General features: G+C 69.8%; 12 protein-coding genes. 9 read left to right on the forward strand and 3 right to left on the reverse strand.

Annotation, left to right across the window (positions count from 1 at the left end; genetic code table 11):
• Positions 1-5: 5 nt before the first annotated feature.
• The 3 genes from cobA (at position 6) to FPY90_RS02365 (ending at position 3,383) form a co-directional block, all read left to right on the forward strand.
• A complete protein-coding gene (gene cobA / locus FPY90_RS02355; RefSeq protein WP_498683613.1) occupies positions 6-1,268 on the forward strand; it encodes a uroporphyrinogen-III C-methyltransferase in 1,263 nt (420 codons plus the stop codon).
• A gap of 74 nt (positions 1,269-1,342) precedes the next feature.
• Complete coding sequence (locus tag FPY90_RS02360; RefSeq protein WP_498683615.1) at positions 1,343-2,857, forward strand: FAD-dependent oxidoreductase; 1,515 nt, start codon at positions 1,343-1,345, stop codon at positions 2,855-2,857.
• Between the two features lie 157 nt (positions 2,858-3,014).
• Positions 3,015-3,383 carry a DUF898 family protein gene (locus FPY90_RS02365; protein WP_498683616.1) on the forward strand — a complete coding sequence of 123 codons (369 nt, stop codon included), beginning with the start codon at positions 3,015-3,017 and terminating at the stop codon, positions 3,381-3,383.
• Positions 3,384-3,569: 186 nt separating this feature from the next.
• On the opposite strand, the gene FPY90_RS02370 is transcribed toward FPY90_RS02365, so the two are convergent.
• Positions 3,570-5,288, reverse strand: coding sequence for an HNH endonuclease signature motif containing protein (locus tag FPY90_RS02370; RefSeq protein ID WP_498683618.1), 1,719 nt, complete (start codon positions 5,286-5,288; stop codon positions 3,570-3,572).
• Positions 5,289-5,692: 404 nt separating this feature from the next.
• Between FPY90_RS02370 and ileS the strand changes: the two genes are divergently transcribed.
• The 5 genes from ileS (at position 5,693) to FPY90_RS02395 (ending at position 11,988) form a co-directional block, all read left to right on the forward strand.
• Positions 5,693-8,998, forward strand: coding sequence for an isoleucine--tRNA ligase (ileS, locus tag FPY90_RS02375; RefSeq protein ID WP_498683619.1), 3,306 nt, complete (start codon positions 5,693-5,695; stop codon positions 8,996-8,998).
• Positions 8,995-10,359 (forward strand): bifunctional folylpolyglutamate synthase/dihydrofolate synthase, encoded by a 1,365-nt coding sequence (locus tag FPY90_RS02380; protein ID WP_498683620.1) that lies wholly within the window; start codon positions 8,995-8,997, stop codon positions 10,357-10,359. Before ileS ends, FPY90_RS02380 begins: the two co-directional genes overlap by 4 nt.
• Before the next feature lie 5 nt (positions 10,360-10,364).
• Complete coding sequence (locus FPY90_RS02385) at positions 10,365-10,826, forward strand: DUF4233 domain-containing protein (protein WP_071216441.1); 462 nt, start codon at positions 10,365-10,367, stop codon at positions 10,824-10,826.
• 50 nt (positions 10,827-10,876) lie between these two features.
• Positions 10,877-11,293, forward strand: a complete 417-nt coding sequence (gene ndk / locus FPY90_RS02390; protein WP_071216442.1) for a nucleoside-diphosphate kinase — start codon at positions 10,877-10,879, stop codon at positions 11,291-11,293.
• A gap of 371 nt (positions 11,294-11,664) precedes the next feature.
• Positions 11,665-11,988, forward strand: a complete 324-nt coding sequence (locus FPY90_RS02395) for a hypothetical protein (RefSeq protein WP_071216443.1) — start codon at positions 11,665-11,667, stop codon at positions 11,986-11,988.
• A 10-nt stretch (positions 11,989-11,998) separates the two neighbouring features.
• On the opposite strand, the gene FPY90_RS02400 is transcribed toward FPY90_RS02395, so the two are convergent.
• Both FPY90_RS02400 and FPY90_RS02405 read right to left on the reverse strand, forming a co-directional pair.
• Positions 11,999-12,442, reverse strand: a complete 444-nt coding sequence (locus FPY90_RS02400) for a ribosomal maturation YjgA family protein (RefSeq protein WP_071216444.1) — start codon at positions 12,440-12,442, stop codon at positions 11,999-12,001.
• Positions 12,443-12,446: 4 nt separating this feature from the next.
• Complete coding sequence (locus FPY90_RS02405) at positions 12,447-13,076, reverse strand: vitamin K epoxide reductase family protein (RefSeq protein WP_071216445.1); 630 nt, start codon at positions 13,074-13,076, stop codon at positions 12,447-12,449.
• 568 nt (positions 13,077-13,644) lie between these two features.
• Between FPY90_RS02405 and FPY90_RS02410 the strand changes: the two genes are divergently transcribed.
• Positions 13,645-17,019, forward strand: a complete 3,375-nt coding sequence (locus tag FPY90_RS02410) for an Rne/Rng family ribonuclease (protein WP_498683624.1) — start codon at positions 13,645-13,647, stop codon at positions 17,017-17,019.
• Positions 17,020-17,101: the final 82 nt, after the last annotated feature.

Consider the following 17,101-nt stretch of genomic DNA (forward strand, 5'->3'; position numbering starts at 1 on the left):
CGAGCATGAGCCAGTCCACCACAACCCGCCAGGCACCCATCCACCCGCTGGCGCTGCGCCTTTCCGGCAAGGACGTGCTCTGCGTCGGCGCCGGAAAGGTGGCGGCACGACGCATCGCCCAGCTGCTCGAGGCCGGCGCGAGGATCACCGTCATCGCCCCGGAGGCCGTCGGGCCGATCGCCGAGGCCGCGGCCGCCGGGAAGCTGCGCTGGCGCCGGCGCGGCTACGAGCCGGGGGACCTGTCGGGCATGTGGCTGGCCCACACCGCCACCGGGAACAAGGTGCTCGACGCGCGGGTCGCGGCCGATGCCGACGCCCGGCAGACCTGGTGCGTCAACGCCTCGGACCACGCCGCCTCCAGCGCCTGGACCCCCGCCGTCGCCCGGACCGGGGAGGGAACCACCGTGGCGGTCACCGCCGGCGGGGACCCGCGCCGCGCCGCCGGGCTGCGCAACGCCATCGCGCTGGCCGCGGACACCGGGCTGCTGCCGCTGCGCCGCCGCCGCTCCGGGCCCGGCTCCGTGGCCCTGGTCGGGGGAGGCCCGGGCGATCCGGGATTGATCACCGTCACCGGGCGCCGGCTGCTGGCCGCCGCCGACGTGGTGGTCGCCGACCGGCTGGGCCCGCGCGGGCTGCTGGGCGAACTCGACCCGTCCGTGCGCATCATCGAGGTCGGCAAGGCCCCCGGCGACCACCTGGCCACGCAGGACCAAATCAACGCGGTGCTGGTCGCCGAGGCCCGGGCGGGTAACCGCGTGGTCCGGCTCAAGGGCGGGGACCCGTTCGTGCTGGGCCGCGGCGGCGAGGAAGCCGCCCACTGCCGCGCGCACGGCATCGAGGTGTCCGTCGTCCCCGGGGTCACCAGCGCCATCTCCGTCCCGGCCGCCGCCGGGATCCCCGTCACCCACCGCGGGGTGGCCACCGGTTTTTCGATGGCCACCGGGCACGAGGAACTGGCCGAACTGCCGGCCCGCCCCGACCACACCCTGGTGCTGCTGATGGGCGTGGCCCGGCTGGCACGCAACACCGCCACGCTGCTGGGCCGCGGGCTGCGGCCCGACACCCCGGTCGCGGTCATCGAGCGCGGCTGGTGCCCGGACCAGCGCATCACCATCGACAGGCTAGATGCCATTGCCGCCACCTCGGCGCGGATCGGCGTGGCCAACCCGGCGGTGATCGTCATCGGCGACGTGGTGCGCATCAGCCCGCACGCCGCAGCGGCCCTGGCCCCGGCCGCGAACACCCGGCAGTTGCTGCCCGCCGGCTGAGTTGCCGGCCGAGCACACCCCGCACGCCACGCATCCAGCTACACCCCCAAATACACGCCCAGGAGGACCCCCCCATGACCGAAAAAAACACGCCGGCCCCCGTCGCGACGCCCGTCCCGACCCCCGCCGCCTTCGCTTCCCGCCCGCTGCGCGTGGCCATCATCGGCGCGGGCCCCGCCGGCGTCTACGCCGCGGACATCCTCACCAAGGCCGAACGCGGTTTCGAGCTCGCCATCGACCTCTTCGACCGCTACCCGGCACCGTACGGTCTGATCCGCTACGGCGTCGCCCCGGACCACCCGCGCATCAAGGGCATCGTCAAGGCGCTGCACAAGGTGCTGGACCGCGGGGACATCCGCTTCTTCGGCAACGTCGACTACGGCACCGACCTGTCGATCGCGGAGCTGCGCGAGCACTACGACGCGGTCATCTTCGCCACCGGCGCCGTCAACGACGCGGACCTGAACATCCCCGGCATCGAGCTGGAGGGCTCCCACGGCGGCGCGGACTTCGTCTCCTGGTACGACGGGCACCCGGACGTGCCGCGCAGCTGGCCGCTTGAGGCCACGGACATCGCGGTGCTGGGCAACGGCAACGTGGCCCTGGACGTGGCCCGCGTGCTCTCCAAGCACCCCGAGGACCTGCTGGCCACCGAGATCCCGGACAACGTCCATGCGGGCCTGGCCGCATCCCCGGTCACCGACGTGCACGTCTTCGGCCGCCGGGGACCTGCCCAGGTGAAGTTCACCCCGTTGGAGCTGCGCGAGCTGAGCCACAGCCGGGACGTGGACATCGTGCTCTACCCGGAGGACTTCGAGTTCGACGCGGCCTCCGACGCCCTGATCAAGTCCAACAACCAGGTCAAGACCATGGTCGGCACGCTGGCCAACTGGCTGATCGAGCAGGAGGAACGCGAGGAACGCGGCCAGGGCGCCGCCGCCACCGCATCCGGGCGCCCGCGCCGCCGCCTGCACCTGCACTTCCTGCATTCCCCGGTGGAGGTCACCGGGACCGACGGCAAGGTCGCCGGCATCAGGTTCGAGCGCCAGGAACTCGACGGCACCGGGAACGCGCGCGGCACCGGCGAGCTCGTCGACTACCCCGTCCAGGCCGTGTACCGGGCCATCGGCTACTTCGGCTCGGCGCTGCCGGAGATCGAATACGACGGGCGCACCGGCACCGTGCCCAACCTCGAGGGCAAGGTGCTGGACGCCGCCGGCACCCAGGTCCCCGGGCTCTACGCGACCGGCTGGATCAAGCGCGGACCCGTCGGGCTGATCGGGCACACCAAGTCCGACGCCGCCGAAACCATCGCCCACCTGCTCGCGGACCTGAACCAGCTGCCGGTGGCCGCGAACCCCGCACCCGAGGCCGTGCCGGCCCTGCTTGAGGCCAAGGGCGTCGCCTACACCGGCTGGGACGGCTGGCTCGCGCTGGATGCCCACGAGCAGGGCCTCGGTGCCGCGGCCGCCCCGGCACCCACCCCGGCAGGTCCCGTGGTGCGCGAACGCATCAAGGTCGTGGATCGCAAGGAGATGGTCGCCGTCTCGCGCACGGCGGAGCAGACCGCCGGCGCCCGCACCCAATAGGGGTGGCGAACCAGGTGTCCGGTCCCGCGGCGTCCCCGGCCCCGGCCGTCTTGCACGTAAAACGTCGGGGCTCACGGGTTCGCTCCAAGGACCGCCACGGCACTTCCGGCATCCGTCCCGAACCCGTGCACCAACCAGGGGGAGAAGCATCATGGGCATGTACACCAGTGGAAACAGCCAACCGGGACCGGGCCTCGCCGCATTGGGCAGCATTCCGCCGGGCGCACCGATCTTCGTTTTCCGCGGCGGAGCCGCAACCTGGTTCGGCACCCAGCTGCTCGGGATGCTCATCACGGTGCTGACGTTGGGGATCTGCTACCCCTTTGCCGTGGTGCTGGTGGAACGCTGGCGCGCCAACAACACGCTGCTGCTCGGGAGGCCGCTGCAATTCACCGGTACCGGGTGGGGCATCTTCGGTCTGTGGATCAAGTGGTTCCTGTTGTGCATCATCACCCTGGGCATCTACAGCTTCTGGGTGTACCCGCGACTGACGGCTTGGAAGGTCGAGCACACCGTGCTTGCCTAGCGGCCGGGCCCCGCGGCGTTCGTCGACGGGTTCTTCCTGCGCCGGCGGAAGCGGGCGACCGCCCCAAGGTGCGGCAACAACGGGAACACTGCGCCGGGCACCAACCCGGTCCACCGGGAAATCTCCATGTCGCGAGCCCGGGCCAAGCCGCGCTCCGCCAGCGCCGGCCACCGAAAGGCGGAAGGCTCAGGCGGCCCGGGCAGGTGCGGCGCCCGGATGGAAGATCCAGTTCCGCCGGGGGAGCTGCAGCGGGTCCCGGGACCTGGGCAGGATCACGTGCGGGTGCCCGCCGATCATCTCGATCCGGAACTTGCCCGCGTGGTAGGCCTGGTGGCACAGCGGACACAACAGGCACCCTCGCGACACGTCGGTGCGGCCGCCGCAATTCCATGCATCCAGGTGGTGTGCCTCGCACCGGCCGATGGACATGGTGCAGCCCGGGTTGATGCAGCCCTTGTCGCGGACGGCGATGGCCCGGCGTTGGGCCCGGTTGAAGTATCTTCGGCTGCGGCCCAGCTCCAGCGGCACCCCGTCCCCGTTCAGGATGATTGGGATGATGCCGGCGTTGCAGGCGATGCGCCGGCAGGTGGCCGCCGAGATCTCTTCGCCACGGTCGGTGACCCCGGCCGCCTCGAGCTGGCCCAGGAACGTTTGCAGGTCGATGGTCACATTCAGGGTCACGTTCGGTGCCAAGGGCATCTGTCCGTCGCCGGCCCGGTCCTTCGGGGCACCGGCTTCGGCCGGGCTGGTGGCGATCCGCACCGAATCAAGGATGAGCTGATGCAGGCGGCGTGCCCGCTGCCGCGTCAGTGCCTGTTCGATGGTCTCGCCGGGGCGCATCTCGACAGTGGGGTCCAGCTGCCCGGGTTGACCCAGGTCGGTGAATCCGGCGGCGGGGCGTGCATCAGGCGGAGTGCCGGGATCCACGGCCCAGTCGGGGATCGGAGGTCCGGCCTGGGACGCCTGTTCGGCCGGGGTGCCCGCCTTGGTCCGCGGGCTGTTGAGGATGTCCGCGGCGGTGGCCAGCAGTTCGTGGCCCTCGGCGGTGGTGATGACCCTGTACTCGTAGCCCTTGCGCGTGTGGCCCAGGTAGTGGGCGCCGACAAAGAGTTCTTCGACGAGCTCGCGCGCCGTCGCGGCTGCCGTGTCCTCGAGCCTCTTGGCCTGGTCCTTGAGCAGTTTTTCGGTGCCCTGGGAGTTGCGGGTGCGCGCGGCCTCGGCCAGCTCCGCCTCCAGCGCCCGCCCGGTGCCTGCGTCGTCCGCCAGGTCGCCGGCGGGGGAGAGGTTCTCGAACTTCTTGGCCAGCGTGGCCAGCGACCTGGGGTCCGCTGCGCCGTCGCTGAGCACCTGGCCCAGCAGCGGGAACTTCGGCGGAACGAGGGTGCCGTTGAATCCGGTGTGCGGCAGCAGGTTTTCGGCGCTTTGCACCCGGTGCCGGGCCTGGAAATGCGTGAGGTTCAGCTGTGCCTCGAGGAAGTCGGCGTCTTCGCGGAAGTACGGCCTGGAGCCAGCCGGCGTGGGGACATCGGCCGGCAGCGGGCTGGCGGCCGCCGCCTCGGGATCCCCAAGCCAGGCGTTGAGCTGCGCGAGCGGTTCCTCGGTGATGGTGTGCACCTGCGCGTCGACGGCTCGGGATGCCGCCAGCAACTGGCCGTAGCCTACCTGCCGGCAGATGGCCTCGGTGAGCGCCACGAAGGCCGCGGCCCGCACCGGGGAGGACCCGACCTCTGCCGCTGCCTCGTCGATCGCCAACCTGAGCACGGGGATGAGAAGCGCCAGCGCGCGCAGCGAACCGTCCCGGGACCCGGTCGTGGCGACCGGGTCGTCCGGGGTTCCCGGGGTGTGCTGCACGAGCCCGTTGAGGGTCGTGAGCGCCTCGGCGGCGAGGGCTGGGGTGCTGGACATGGTTCAAGCATGCCCCGCCCCCGCCGGCCGCGGGGGCAGCGTCGAAGATCTGTGGATAAGTATTTTGGCGGGTGCCGAACCGGTGCCCGGGCGAACACCCCGGCGGATTCCCCAATGGGGCGGCAGGGGCGCTAGACTGGGAGGCATCACGACGTCGACCCGGCCATCACCGGCGAGTCCTTGGAAGAACGGCAACCTTGCCCACGCGGGGAAGCCAAGTAGAACCAAGCGGGTAAGCCCGTCACAGCAGTCAACGAGCGGCCCGATCCGGCCCCGGGGCATCCCGGGCGGAGAAGGCAAGCGGGGTGGTACCGCGAGGTGGAGTATCCGCATACTTGACCATCGTCCCTGTGTTGGAGAACGCCTAAGCGCCCACGCGCCTTCGATCACCAGGACTGCCGCAGATGACCAGCTACCCCAAGGCCTCGACCGACCCCCATGGCGTGACGCCATCCTCTCCCCGTTTCCCGGAGATCGAGGAACGGGTCCTTTCCTACTGGAAGGACGACGAAACCTTCCAGGCCTCCATCGACGGCCGCGATGCCGGCGTCGACGGTGCCAACGAGTTCGTCTTCTACGACGGCCCCCCCTTTGCCAACGGCCTGCCGCACTACGGCCACCTGCTCACCGGGTACGTCAAGGACATGGTCGCCCGCTACCAGACCCAGCGCGGGTCGCGCGTGGAGCGCCGCTTCGGCTGGGACACCCACGGGCTGCCTGCAGAGCTCGAGGCCATGAAGCAGCTGGGCATGAGCGACAAGGTCCAGATCGAGGCCATGGGCATCGACAAGTTCAACGACGCCTGCCGCACCTCGGTGATGAAGTACGCCGGTGAATGGCAGGACTACGTCACCCGCCAGGCACGCTGGGTCGACTTCGAGAACGACTACAAGACGCTGAACGTCGAGTACATGGAATCGGTCATCTGGGCCTTCAAGCGGCTGCACGACAAGGGCCTGACCTACAAGGGCTTCCGCGTGCTGCCGTACTGCTGGAAGGACGAGACCCCGCTGTCCAACCACGAGCTGCGCATGGACGACGACGTCTACAAGGACCGCCAGGACCAGACCGTCACCGTCTCCTTCCCGCTGCTGGCCGGTGAATCCGAGATCTCCAAGGAACTCGCCGGCGTGCAGGCTCTGGCCTGGACCACCACCCCGTGGACGCTGCCGACCAACCTGGCCCTGGCCGTGGGACCGGACGTCGTCTACGCGGTGCTGCCGGCCGGCGAAAACGGCGTGAAGGACTCCAACGCCACCGGCAGCTTCATGCTGGCCGAGGACCTGCTCGGCGCCTACGCCAAGGACCTGGGCTACGCCGACGCCGACGCCGCGAAGGAAGCGGTCACCGGCCGCTACACCGGCAAGGACCTGGCGGGCATCAGGTACGCACCGCTCTGGGACACCTTCACCGACACCGAGACCTGGGGGACCGCCAACGCCTGGCAGCTGCTGGTCGCCGACTACGTCACCACCACCGACGGCACCGGCATCGTCCACCAGGCCCCCGCCTACGGCGAAGAAGACCAGAAGATCTGCGAATCCGCCGGCATCCCGGTGATCCTCTCGATCGACGAGGGCGCGAAGTTCCTGCCGCTGTTCAAGGGCGGGGAGCTGGCCGAAATCGTCGGCGTGCAGGTCTTCGAGGCCAACAAGGCCATCACCAACGTCCTGAAGAACGATGCGCGCCTGATCAAGCAGGCCTCCTTCGAACACTCCTACCCGCACTGCTGGCGTTGCCGCACCCCGCTGATCTACCGCGCGATCTCCTCCTGGTACGTCGAGGTCACCAAGGTCAAGGACCGGATGCTGGAGCTGAACCAGCAGATCAACTGGATCCCGGAGAACGTGAAGGACGGCCAGTTCGGCAAGTGGCTGGCCAACGCCCGGGACTGGTCGATCAGCCGCAACCGCTACTGGGGATCCCCGATCCCGGTGTGGGAATGCGACGGCGCCGAGTGCACCCACCGCGAGGTCTACGGCTCGCTGGCGGAAATCAAGGCGGCCTTCGGGCGCCTGCCGCTGAACCACGAGGGACAGCCCGATTTGCACCGCCCGTTCATCGACGACCTGGCCAAGGCGCACGAGGGCTGCGCCGATAACGGCACGCTGCGCCGCGTCGAGGACGTGCTGGATGTGTGGTTCGACTCCGGGTCGATGCCCTACGCCCAGGCGCACTACCCGTTCGAGAACAAGGAATGGTTCGACACCCACCACCCGGCGGACTTCATCGTCGAGTACATCGGGCAGACCCGCGGCTGGTTCTACACCATGCACGTGCTCTCCACCGCGCTCTTTGACCGTCCCGCCTACAAGAACGTGATCAGCCACGGCATCGTGCTGGGCAGTGACGGGCAGAAGATGTCCAAGTCGCTGAAGAACTACCCGGACGTCAACGAGGTCCTGGACCGCGACGGCTCCGATGCGATGCGCTGGTTCCTGCTCTCCTCCCCGATCCTGCGCGGCGGCAACCTGGTCGTCACCGAGCAGGGCATCCGCGAGGGCGTGCGCCAGGTGCTGCTGCCCATGTGGAACGTCTGGCACTTCTTCTGCCTGTACACCAACGCCGCGAACCACGGCGCCGGCTACCAGGCGAAGTTGACCTACTCGGCCGCGGACCCGCTGGATGCGTACATGCTCGCGGCCACCGGGGACCTGGTCCGCGAGACCACCGCGAAGCTGGATGCCTACGACATCTCCGACGCCGCCGAGACCATCCGGGCATACATGGACACGCTGACCAACTGGTACGTGCGCCGAAGCCGCCAGCGCTTCTTCGACGAGGACACCAGCGCCTTCGACACCCTGTACACCGCACTGGAGACCCTGACCCGCGTCAGCGCCCCGCTGCTGCCGCTGGCGAGCGAGGAAATCTGGCGCGGCCTGACCGGCGGGCGCTCGGTGCACCTGGCCAACTGGCCCGACGCGGAGCTCTTCGGCCGCAACGACGAGTTGGTCGCGGCCATGGAAACCACCCGCAAGATCGCCTCGGTGGGCTCCTCGCTGCGCAAGGCCGCGAACCTGCGCGTGCGCCTGCCGCTGGCCGGGATGACCGTCGCGGTGCCCGGTGCCGCGGCGCTGGAGGGCACCTTCGCGAGCATCATCGCCGACGAGCTGAACCTGCGCTCGCTCACCCTCATCGACGCGGCCGATGCCGACGCCTCCGAGTACGGCATCAGCCAGCGCCTGGTGGTCAACGCCCGGGCCGCCGGCCCGCGCCTGGGCAAGAACGTGCAGCTGGCGATCAAGGGCGCCAAGTCCGGGGACTGGTCGGTGGACGACGCCGGAACGGTCACCGCCGGCGGCCTGGCCCTGGAGGAGCACGAATACACGCTCGAAACCGTCGTGGAAGCCACCGAGGGCGAGGAGAAGATCGCCGCCGCGGTGCTGCCCGGCGGGGGCTTCCTGGTGCTTGACACCGAAGTCACCCCGGAGCTCGCGGCGGAGGGAACTGCCCGGGACATGATCCGTGCCATCCAGTCCGCCCGCAAGGACGCGGACCTGCAGGTCAGCGACCGCATCCGCACCGAAATCACCGCCGACGCCGCAACCGTGGCAGCACTGCACGCCAACGCCGAACTGATCAAGGGCGAAACGCTCAGCACCGGGCTGGTCCTGGTCACCGGGGACGACGGGATGGCACCCGCCGTCAGCGTCGAAACCGTGGCCGAGGCCGAAGCCGCCGACAAGGAAATGGGACCCACCACATGAGCAACACCTTTGACAGGTTCTCCGTGGAGAGCGTGTACGCCGAGCTGCTGGCCCGCGCCCCGGAGAACAAGATCGAACCGCGCATGGAGCCGATGCGCCGGGCCATGGAGATCCTCGGGGAGCCGAACAAGGCCTTCCCGATCATCCACGTCACCGGCACCAACGGCAAGACTTCCACCGCGCGGATGATCGAATCGCTGCTGCGCGCCCACGACCTGCGCACCGGGCGCTATTCCTCCCCGCACCTGGTCTCGGTCACCGAGCGCATCGCGATCGACGGCGAGTCCGTTGACGATGAGACGTTCGTGCGGATCTGGGACGAGATCCGCCCCTACCTGCAGATCGTCGACGACGAGCTCACCGCGGCGGGCGAGAACCGGCTGACCTACTTCGAGGCCGTGACCATCCTGGGGTTCGCGGTCTTCGCCGACACCCCGGTGGACGTGGCGATCATCGAGGTCGGCCTGGGCGGGATCACCGACGCCACCAACGTCGGCGACGGCCAGGTCTCGGTCATCACCCCGATCTCGCTGGACCACACCGACCTGCTGGGCGACACCACCGAGCTGATCGCCCTGGAAAAGGCGGGGATCATCAAGCCCGGCGGGTTTCTGGTCTCCTCCGCGCAGCCGGCCGATGCCGCGCAGGTGCTGCTGGACAAGGCCCTCGAACTCGAGGTGCCGTACCGCTTCGAGGGCGTCGAGTTCGGCGTCGAGAACCGCACGGTCGCCGTCGGCGGCCAGCAGCTGGACATCCAGGGCCTGGCCGGGCGCTACCCGGGCATCCTGCTGCCGCTGCACGGCGAGCACCAGGCGCAGAACGCCGCCGTCGCCCTGGCCGCGGTGGAGGCGTTCATCGGCGGCGGGGAAACCGCGCTGAACCACGATTTGGTGATGGAGGGCTTCGGCGCCGCCACCAGTCCCGGGCGCCTGGAGGTCATCCGCAAGGCCCCCACGGTGCTGCTCGATGCCGGGCACAACCCCGACGGCATCCGCGCCTCGGCGGCCGCGGTGAAGGAGTCCTTCGGCTTCTCCACGCTGGTGCTGGTCATCGGGATCCTTGCCGAAAAGGACGCCCCGGCCATGCTGGCGCAGCTGCGCGAGGACTACCTGGACCTCACCGAGGACATCTGCATCACCCAGTCCAATTCGCCGCGCGCCATCCCCGCCGGGGAACTGGCCGCCATGGCGCTGGAGGCCGGATTCAACGAGGAGGACATCTTCGTGACCGAACGCCTTGACGACGCCCTGGAATGGGCCGTCGGGCGCGCCGAGGCCTCCGAGGACTTCGGCGGCGGGGTGCTGGTCACCGGGTCCATCACGCTGGTCGGCGAGGCCCGCATGCTGCTGGGAGGGAAGTAGGAACCATGGCGAAAATGACCAAGGCGCAACGCGAATGGCGCCCCGGGATGCCCAAGAAGCCGCGCTCGACCCGTGTGATGTTCGCCTCCACGGTGCTCACGCTCGAGGCGTTCCTGGTGATCTTCGTGGCGCTGGCCGTCTTCGGGCTGAACCGCGACACGCTCTCCCCGGTGCTGGTCCTCGGCATCGGCGCGGTGGTCGCCTTGGCGTGCATCTTCACCTGCGCGCTGCTGAAAAAACCGCTGGGATACGCGATCGGATGGGGGCTGCAGCTGCTGCTGATCCTCTCCGGGTTCCTGTTGACCTCGATGTTCTTCATCGGTGCGGCCTTCGCCGCGACCTGGTGGTACGCGGTCACCAAGGGCCGGGCCCTGGACCTGGAAACGGCCCGCCGGGCGCGCGAGCAGGAAGCCTGGGACGCGGCGCACCCGCGGGAAGATCCCGGCGCACCGGGTGCCCAACCGTAGAATCAAGACCAACGACCATTTGCAGCACACAGAACGAAGGAGCCGCCTCCATGGCCATTGAACGCACCCTGATCCTGATCAAGCCCGACGGCGTCAAGCGCCAGCTGACCGGGCAGATCCTTTCCCGCATCGAAGCCAAGGGCTACGTGATCTCCGAGCTCAAGCAGGTTTCCGCCACCCGCGAACTGCTCGAGGCGCACTACGAGGAGCACGTGGGCAAGCCGTTCTACGAGCCGCTGGTCGAATTCATGCTTTCGGGCCCGCTCGTGGCGATCGTCGCCGAGGGCCAGAACGTGATCCCCGGCTTCCGCTCGCTGGCCGGCACCACGGACCCGACCACCGCGGCCCCGGGCACCATCCGCGGGGACCTGGGCCGCGACTGGGGCCTGAAGGTCCAGCAGAACCTGGTCCACGGTTCGGACTCGGTCGAGTCCGCCGCACGCGAAATCGGCATCTGGTTCGCCTAGTACCGAGGCGCCGACCCGGCGCCGCAGCGGGGTCCGGCCCGCGGCCTTCCACCAAGGAAGGCCGCGACCCGGACCCTTTTGCGTGGGCGGGGACCGACTCGGCGGCCGCATTCGTGCTTATGGACAGATGAACCGGGGATTCCGGGAGGTTGAAGACCACAGGGGAAGTGGCGTGGAACCGTCGACGGGCAACAGTCCAATGAAGCAGGGCGGGCACGCAGCGGCCCGCGGTTCTCGGGTGGTCGGTGCCCTGGGGGCCGGCGCGTTGCTGCTTGCCGGGTGCGCCCAGGGCACACTGGCCCAAACGCCGCAGGCGGACCTGCGGCCGTTGCTGGGGGCCATCGAGGCCTCCGCGACTCGCAGCGCATCCCTTGGGGGAGGTCTGTGGGCAGGCGCAGGACTTCGACCGGGCCGTGGCCATCTGTCCCTACATGGACCCGGACGACGTCGTCAGGGCACTGGGGTTCGAGTGGGAGGCGGCGGCCGCCCTGCCCCTGCAGCGCGAAGGACGCGGCGGCCTGCTGCTGGCCCGGGACGCGGGCGTCGTTGCGACCCTGCTGGTGGACAGGACGGAACTGGATTTCTGTTCCACGCCGGATGCCGCGGGAGCCCGGATCGAGCCCGGGCGGGTCCTGGGGTTCACGCCCGGGCCCGGCCCCACCTGGGATGCCGGCTGGAATGGCACGCTTCGGTAGGTGCGCCCGTTCAGGCCTTGGCGCCGCGGGCGCGCAGCAGGCCTCCGGCCACCAGGTCGATGCCAAGGGCCAGCGCGGTCCCGAGGCCGTAGGCGAGCAGGTCCAGCGGAACGAAGGTGGTGCCCAGCACCAGCCGCACCGGAGGGAAAAGTGCGGCGAGGTCCGCCGGGATGTCGGTGAGCTGCAGCAGCTCGATGAGCACGCAGAACACCAGGGCCGCCAGCGCGTTGGCCACGTGCCCGGCGCGCGGGCGCAGGAAGGTCGCCAGCACATAGATCAGCACCGCGTAGACGACCCCGCCGGCCAAATCCGCCTCCAGCCCCGAACCGAGGAACCTGGCGCCCAGGCCCAGGGCAATGGCCGGCAGCACGCAGGCGGCGGCGCCCAGGCGGCGGGAGCGTGCCGCCGCCGCGGGGGAGCGGCGGGCAGGCGCGGTGGCCGCGGACGCCGGCACGGGCTCAGGCGCCAAAGAAGGCACCGGGGAAGCGCAGCACGACGCTGGCCGCGGTGAGCACCAGCAGAACGATGACCGCGACCCAGGTCCACTCGGCAACGGCCTTGCGCACCGGAACCGATGCCGGGATCACCCCGTGGGCGATGTTGCGGGCGGTGGTGTAGAGGAACATCGGGATCATCATCGCCCAGACGATCATGCAGTACAGGCACAGGGCGTTGATCTCGTACAGCGCCTGGGACCAGAGCCAGATGATGAACACCATCGCCAGGGACACCCCGACCTGGACGCCGACCCAGTACCAGCGGGCAAAGCGCGCCCCGGCCAGCAGCGCCATGCCGATGGTGATCACGATGCCGAAGCCGACGATGCCCAGGAACGGGTTGGGGAAGCCCAGCAGCGCGGCCTGGGAGGATTTCATGACGGTGCCGCAGGAGACCCAGGGATTGAAGTCGCAGGAGGTGACGTAGTCGGGATTCTTGTACAGGGCGATGCGCTCGAGCACCAGGATGCCCGAGGCGATCCAGGCCACCGCGCCGGTGAGCACCAGGAACAGGCCGAAGCCCCGTGCCTGGGCCAGGCGGGGCAGCTGCTGCTCGTTGCTTGGCGGCGCTGCGGTGTCGGACTTGCTCATCGGGTGCTCCCTTGTGGCTGGTGGTTCTTGCCCCGGCGCGGCCACCGGCATCCGGCACACGTGCCATGCCGGGCCGGGATTTGTTGCTGGCCCCGCTTGAAGTCTAGTGGCCGCCGCCGCCCGCGCCCATGCCCCGCGCCGCGCGTGGGACAACCGGCGGGGCAATGCCGCGGGGCGCCGTGTGTCGCCGATGTTCGGGTCGGCGGCATCCTTCGGCGTGTCGGTATGAGACAATTGCAGTGGTTGTTCGTGGATCCACAGTCTGCTTTCAACCCAACGACAGGCTTTCAAGCCCGATTGCGATGCATCTGCTGCCAAGAGACCGCCTATACGAAGGTCTTCAGCGAATACCGCGATATGGTCGCCGCAACGTAAAGCGGCTTGCTTGGAAAAGCGCCGTTGGTCTTGCACGGATGCCGCGCCCCCATAGTTGGTAGGCGCACCCGGGCCGGGCATATCAAAGGACTTCCGCTGGGACACGCGGCCACAAGGCCCGGTCCAGCGAACCAACCAGGGGCGAGCAGCTATCTGTGGGAGCGTTCGACCCGCCGAGGAGCACTCTTTTAACATGGCACTGAATCGCGACGAATCAAAGGCAGCGATGGGCCAGGGCCCCAAGGGCCGCACCCGCACCACCCGCCCACCGCGCGGAAACTTCAACGAACCCTCGCCGCCGCCACCGCGCCGGGCCATGACCCTGGCAGAGCTCAACGACGCAGCAGCCGCACCGACCAGGAAGGTGCGCGCGAACGTTTCACCGCGCGCCGCCACCGCCCGCCGTGGTTCGGCCCCCCGCAACGCCCCGGCCCGCCAGGGCAGCGACGCGACCGTTGAATCGGTCGTTGCGGCGGCCACCGGCCAGGCACCGGCCCAGGCGCCTGCCGCCGAAACGGTGAAGGCCCCGGCCCGCCGCGGCCCGCGCCGCGCCACCTCCGGGGTCACCTCCCCGGGCACCACGGCCGTCGAGCCGGACACCGTCATCGAGGCCCCCGCGGCGCAGGCCGCCGCCGAGGCCAAGACCGAACCCATGCTCGAAAAGGCCGAAGCCGCCGCCGAGGAAGCAGCGGCGCCCAAGGCCGCCGCCAAGCGCCCGGCCCGCGGACGCAGCCGCAAGGCCACCTCCCCTGCCACCGGCACGGAAGAAGCAGCCTCCGTCGAAGCGGTCGAGGCACCTGCCGCCATCGAGCCCGCAGCCGAAGCCACCGAGGAACCGGCGCAGGATGCCGAGCCAGCCAAGACCGCACGGCGCCGCCCGGCCCGCGGCGGACGCGGCACCCGCGCCACCCAGGACACCGAATCCCAGGACGCCCCGGCCCGGTCCGCAGCCGAAGCCCCGGAGGGCGAAGTCGACGCGGCCGAGGAGGCAACCGCCGAACTCGAGCCGGTCGCCGTCACCGACCCGTTCGCCATCCCCGAATCCGCACTCTCGCTGATCTTCCAGGCACCGACCCTCCCGGCCGCCGCAGAGGCTGCCGGCGACGAAGACGAGGACGAGGACGAGGGCCACGCCGGCAACGGCCGCCGCTCCCGCCACGATTCCGACGACGAGCACGGGGACGAGTCGGGCGTCGTCTCCCGCCGACGCCGTCGCCGCCGCCGCGGCGAGGCCGACCTCGAGCTGACCGGCGGCTCGGAGAACGACCCGCCGAACACCATCACCCGGGTCCGCGCCCCGCGCGCCACCCTGGAACCCGTCGTTTCCAACAAGGTCACCGCCGTGCGCGGTTCCACCCGCCTGGAAGCCAAGCGCCAGCGCCGCCGCGATTCACGCGAATCCGGCCGCCGCCGCCAGGTCATCACCGAGGCCGAGTTCCTGGCCCGCCGCGAATCCGTCGACCGCCAGATGATCGTGCGCCAGCGCGAGGACCGCATCCAGATCGGCGTCCTCGAGGACGGCATCCTGGCCGAGCACTTCGTCTCCAAGACCCAGCAGGACTCCCTGATCGGCAACGTCTACGTCGGCAAGGTGCAGAACGTGCTCCCGTCGATGGAGGCAGCCTTCGTCGACATCGGACGCGGACGCAACGCCGTGCTCTACGCCGGCGAGGTCAACTGGGACGTCGCGGGCCTGGACGGCCAGCCGCGCCGCATCGAGCACGCCTTGAAATCCGGGGACACCGTGCTGGTACAGGTCACCAAGGACCCGGTCGGCCACAAGGGCGCCCGCCTGACCAGCCAGATCTCCCTGCCGGGCCGCTACCTGGTGTACGTGCCGGGCGGCTCGATGACGGGCATCTCGCGCAAGCTCCCGGACGTGGAGCGCAACCGCCTGAAGAAGATCCTCAAGGACCACCTGCCGGAGAACGCGGGCGTCATCGTGCGCACCGCCGCCGAGGGCGCCTCCGAGGAAGAGTTGATGAACGACATCAACCGCCTGCGCGCCCAGTGGGAAGGCATCGAGGCCGCCTCGACGTCCACCAAGACGCTGGCACCGGAACTGCTCTACGGCGAGCCGGATTTGACCATCAAGGTGGTCCGCGACGTCTTCAACGAGGACTTCACCAAGCTGATCGTCTCCGGCGACGAGGCCTGGGACACCATCGAGGCCTACGTGACCTACGTGGCCCCGGACCTGGTCTCGCGCCTGGAAAAGTGGGAGTCCGACGAGGACATCTTCGGCCACTACCGCCTCGACGAGCAGATCCACAAGGCCCTGGACCGCAAGGTCTTCCTGCCTTCGGGCGGCTCGCTGGTCATCGACCGCACCGAGGCCATGACCGTGGTCGACGTGAACACCGGCAAGTACACCGGTTCGGGCGGCAACCTCGAGGAAACCGTCACCAAGAACAACCTGGAGGCGGCCGAAGAGGTCGTGCGCCAGCTGCGCCTGCGTGACATCGGCGGCATCATCGTCATCGACTTCATCGACATGGTGCTCGAGTCCAACCGCGACCTGGTGCTCCGCCGCTTGGTCGAGTGCCTGGGCCGCGACCGCACCAAGCACCAGGTTGCCGAGGTCACCAGCCTTGGACTGGTGCAGATGACGCGCAAGCGCATGGGCACCGGTTTGCTGGAAGTCTTCGGCGAGAACTGCGAGGCCTGCAACGGCCGCGGCGTGATCACCCACGACGAGCCCGTTGAGCACCGCCGTTCCTTCAACTCGGCCGGCGAGCCGCACGGCTCGAGCAACCGCGCCGCCGAGAAGCCCTCGCGTGCCGAGCGCCGACGCCGCAACCGCGGCTCGGACGAGCCCCACACCGAGCAGGCAACCGCCGCGACCCCGGTAGAGGCCAAGGAGCCGGAGGACGCCGCCAAGGCCGACGCCGCACGCACGGCCTTTGCCAACATCGCCGCCGCGGCACACGCAGCGCACGAGCACGAGGAAGCCGAGTCCTCGGACGAGGGCGCCACGCTGACCGTGGCGGGGGAGTCCGTGACGGTTCCCGCCGCACGACGCAACCGCCGTGCCGGCTCCGCCGCCGCAGCCGCCCCGTCGCTGACGCTGGAGAACCTGGAAGCAGCGCTTCCGGACCACTCCCCGGCCGCCGAGCCGGCCGAGGCCTCCGACGCAGCGGACGAGGACGAGTCGGGCAATGCACGCCCGGCCCGCACCCGGACCCGCCGCAAGGCCCGCGCCAAGGCAACCGAACCGGCAACCGCCGATCCGGCCGCCGAGGCGCCTGCAGCAGCTGCTGCACCGGTCATCTCCGGTGTTGCCGGCCAGGCCTCGGACGACGCCCCCGTGGCGGAGCCTGCGGCAGCGGCAACCAAAAAGACTTCGGGCCTCGAGCCGGTGGCGCGCGTCAAGCGCAGCCGCCGTGCCACGAGCCCGCAGGGTGGATCCGACGCCGCAGTTTCTGTGGCATCGGACACGCTTGCGGCATCGGGTACATCCCATGTTGCTTCGCTCGCTGACCAAACCAAGGCCGAAAAGCCGCTAAACGCCGCGAATGCGCCGATTATGCTGGGTGTCGGGGTACCGGTCAACGAGTTGAAAGAGTAGGGGTCTTGACGACTCGCGGGGTCAGGCTGTATTTGCCCCCGCAGCGCTTTTTAGCGTAGTCTAGATCCTCGGTGCGAACGCC

The organism is Arthrobacter sp. C2, assembly GCA_024207135.1.
In the GTDB taxonomy this organism is placed as follows: Bacteria; Actinomycetota; Actinomycetes; order Actinomycetales; family Micrococcaceae; genus Paeniglutamicibacter.

Excerpts from the sequence above, each read along its gene's own strand:
- cobA (WP_498683613.1), top strand. The coding sequence starts at position 6 with ATGAGCCAGTCCACCACAACCCGCCAGGCACCCATCCACCCGCTGGCG.
- FPY90_RS02360 (WP_498683615.1), top strand. The coding sequence starts at position 1,343 with ATGACCGAAAAAAACACGCCGGCCCCCGTCGCGACGCCCGTCCCGACC.
- FPY90_RS02365 (WP_498683616.1), top strand. The coding sequence starts at position 3,015 with ATGTACACCAGTGGAAACAGCCAACCGGGACCGGGCCTCGCCGCATTG.
- FPY90_RS02370 (WP_498683618.1), bottom strand. The coding sequence starts at position 5,288 with ATGTCCAGCACCCCAGCCCTCGCCGCCGAGGCGCTCACGACCCTCAAC.
- ileS (WP_498683619.1), top strand. The coding sequence starts at position 5,693 with ATGACCAGCTACCCCAAGGCCTCGACCGACCCCCATGGCGTGACGCCA.
- FPY90_RS02380 (WP_498683620.1), top strand. The coding sequence starts at position 8,995 with ATGAGCAACACCTTTGACAGGTTCTCCGTGGAGAGCGTGTACGCCGAG.
- FPY90_RS02385 (WP_071216441.1), top strand. The coding sequence starts at position 10,365 with ATGGCGAAAATGACCAAGGCGCAACGCGAATGGCGCCCCGGGATGCCC.
- ndk (WP_071216442.1), top strand. The coding sequence starts at position 10,877 with ATGGCCATTGAACGCACCCTGATCCTGATCAAGCCCGACGGCGTCAAG.
- FPY90_RS02405 (WP_071216445.1), bottom strand. The coding sequence starts at position 13,076 with ATGAGCAAGTCCGACACCGCAGCGCCGCCAAGCAACGAGCAGCAGCTG.
- FPY90_RS02410 (WP_498683624.1), top strand. The coding sequence starts at position 13,645 with ATGGCACTGAATCGCGACGAATCAAAGGCAGCGATGGGCCAGGGCCCC.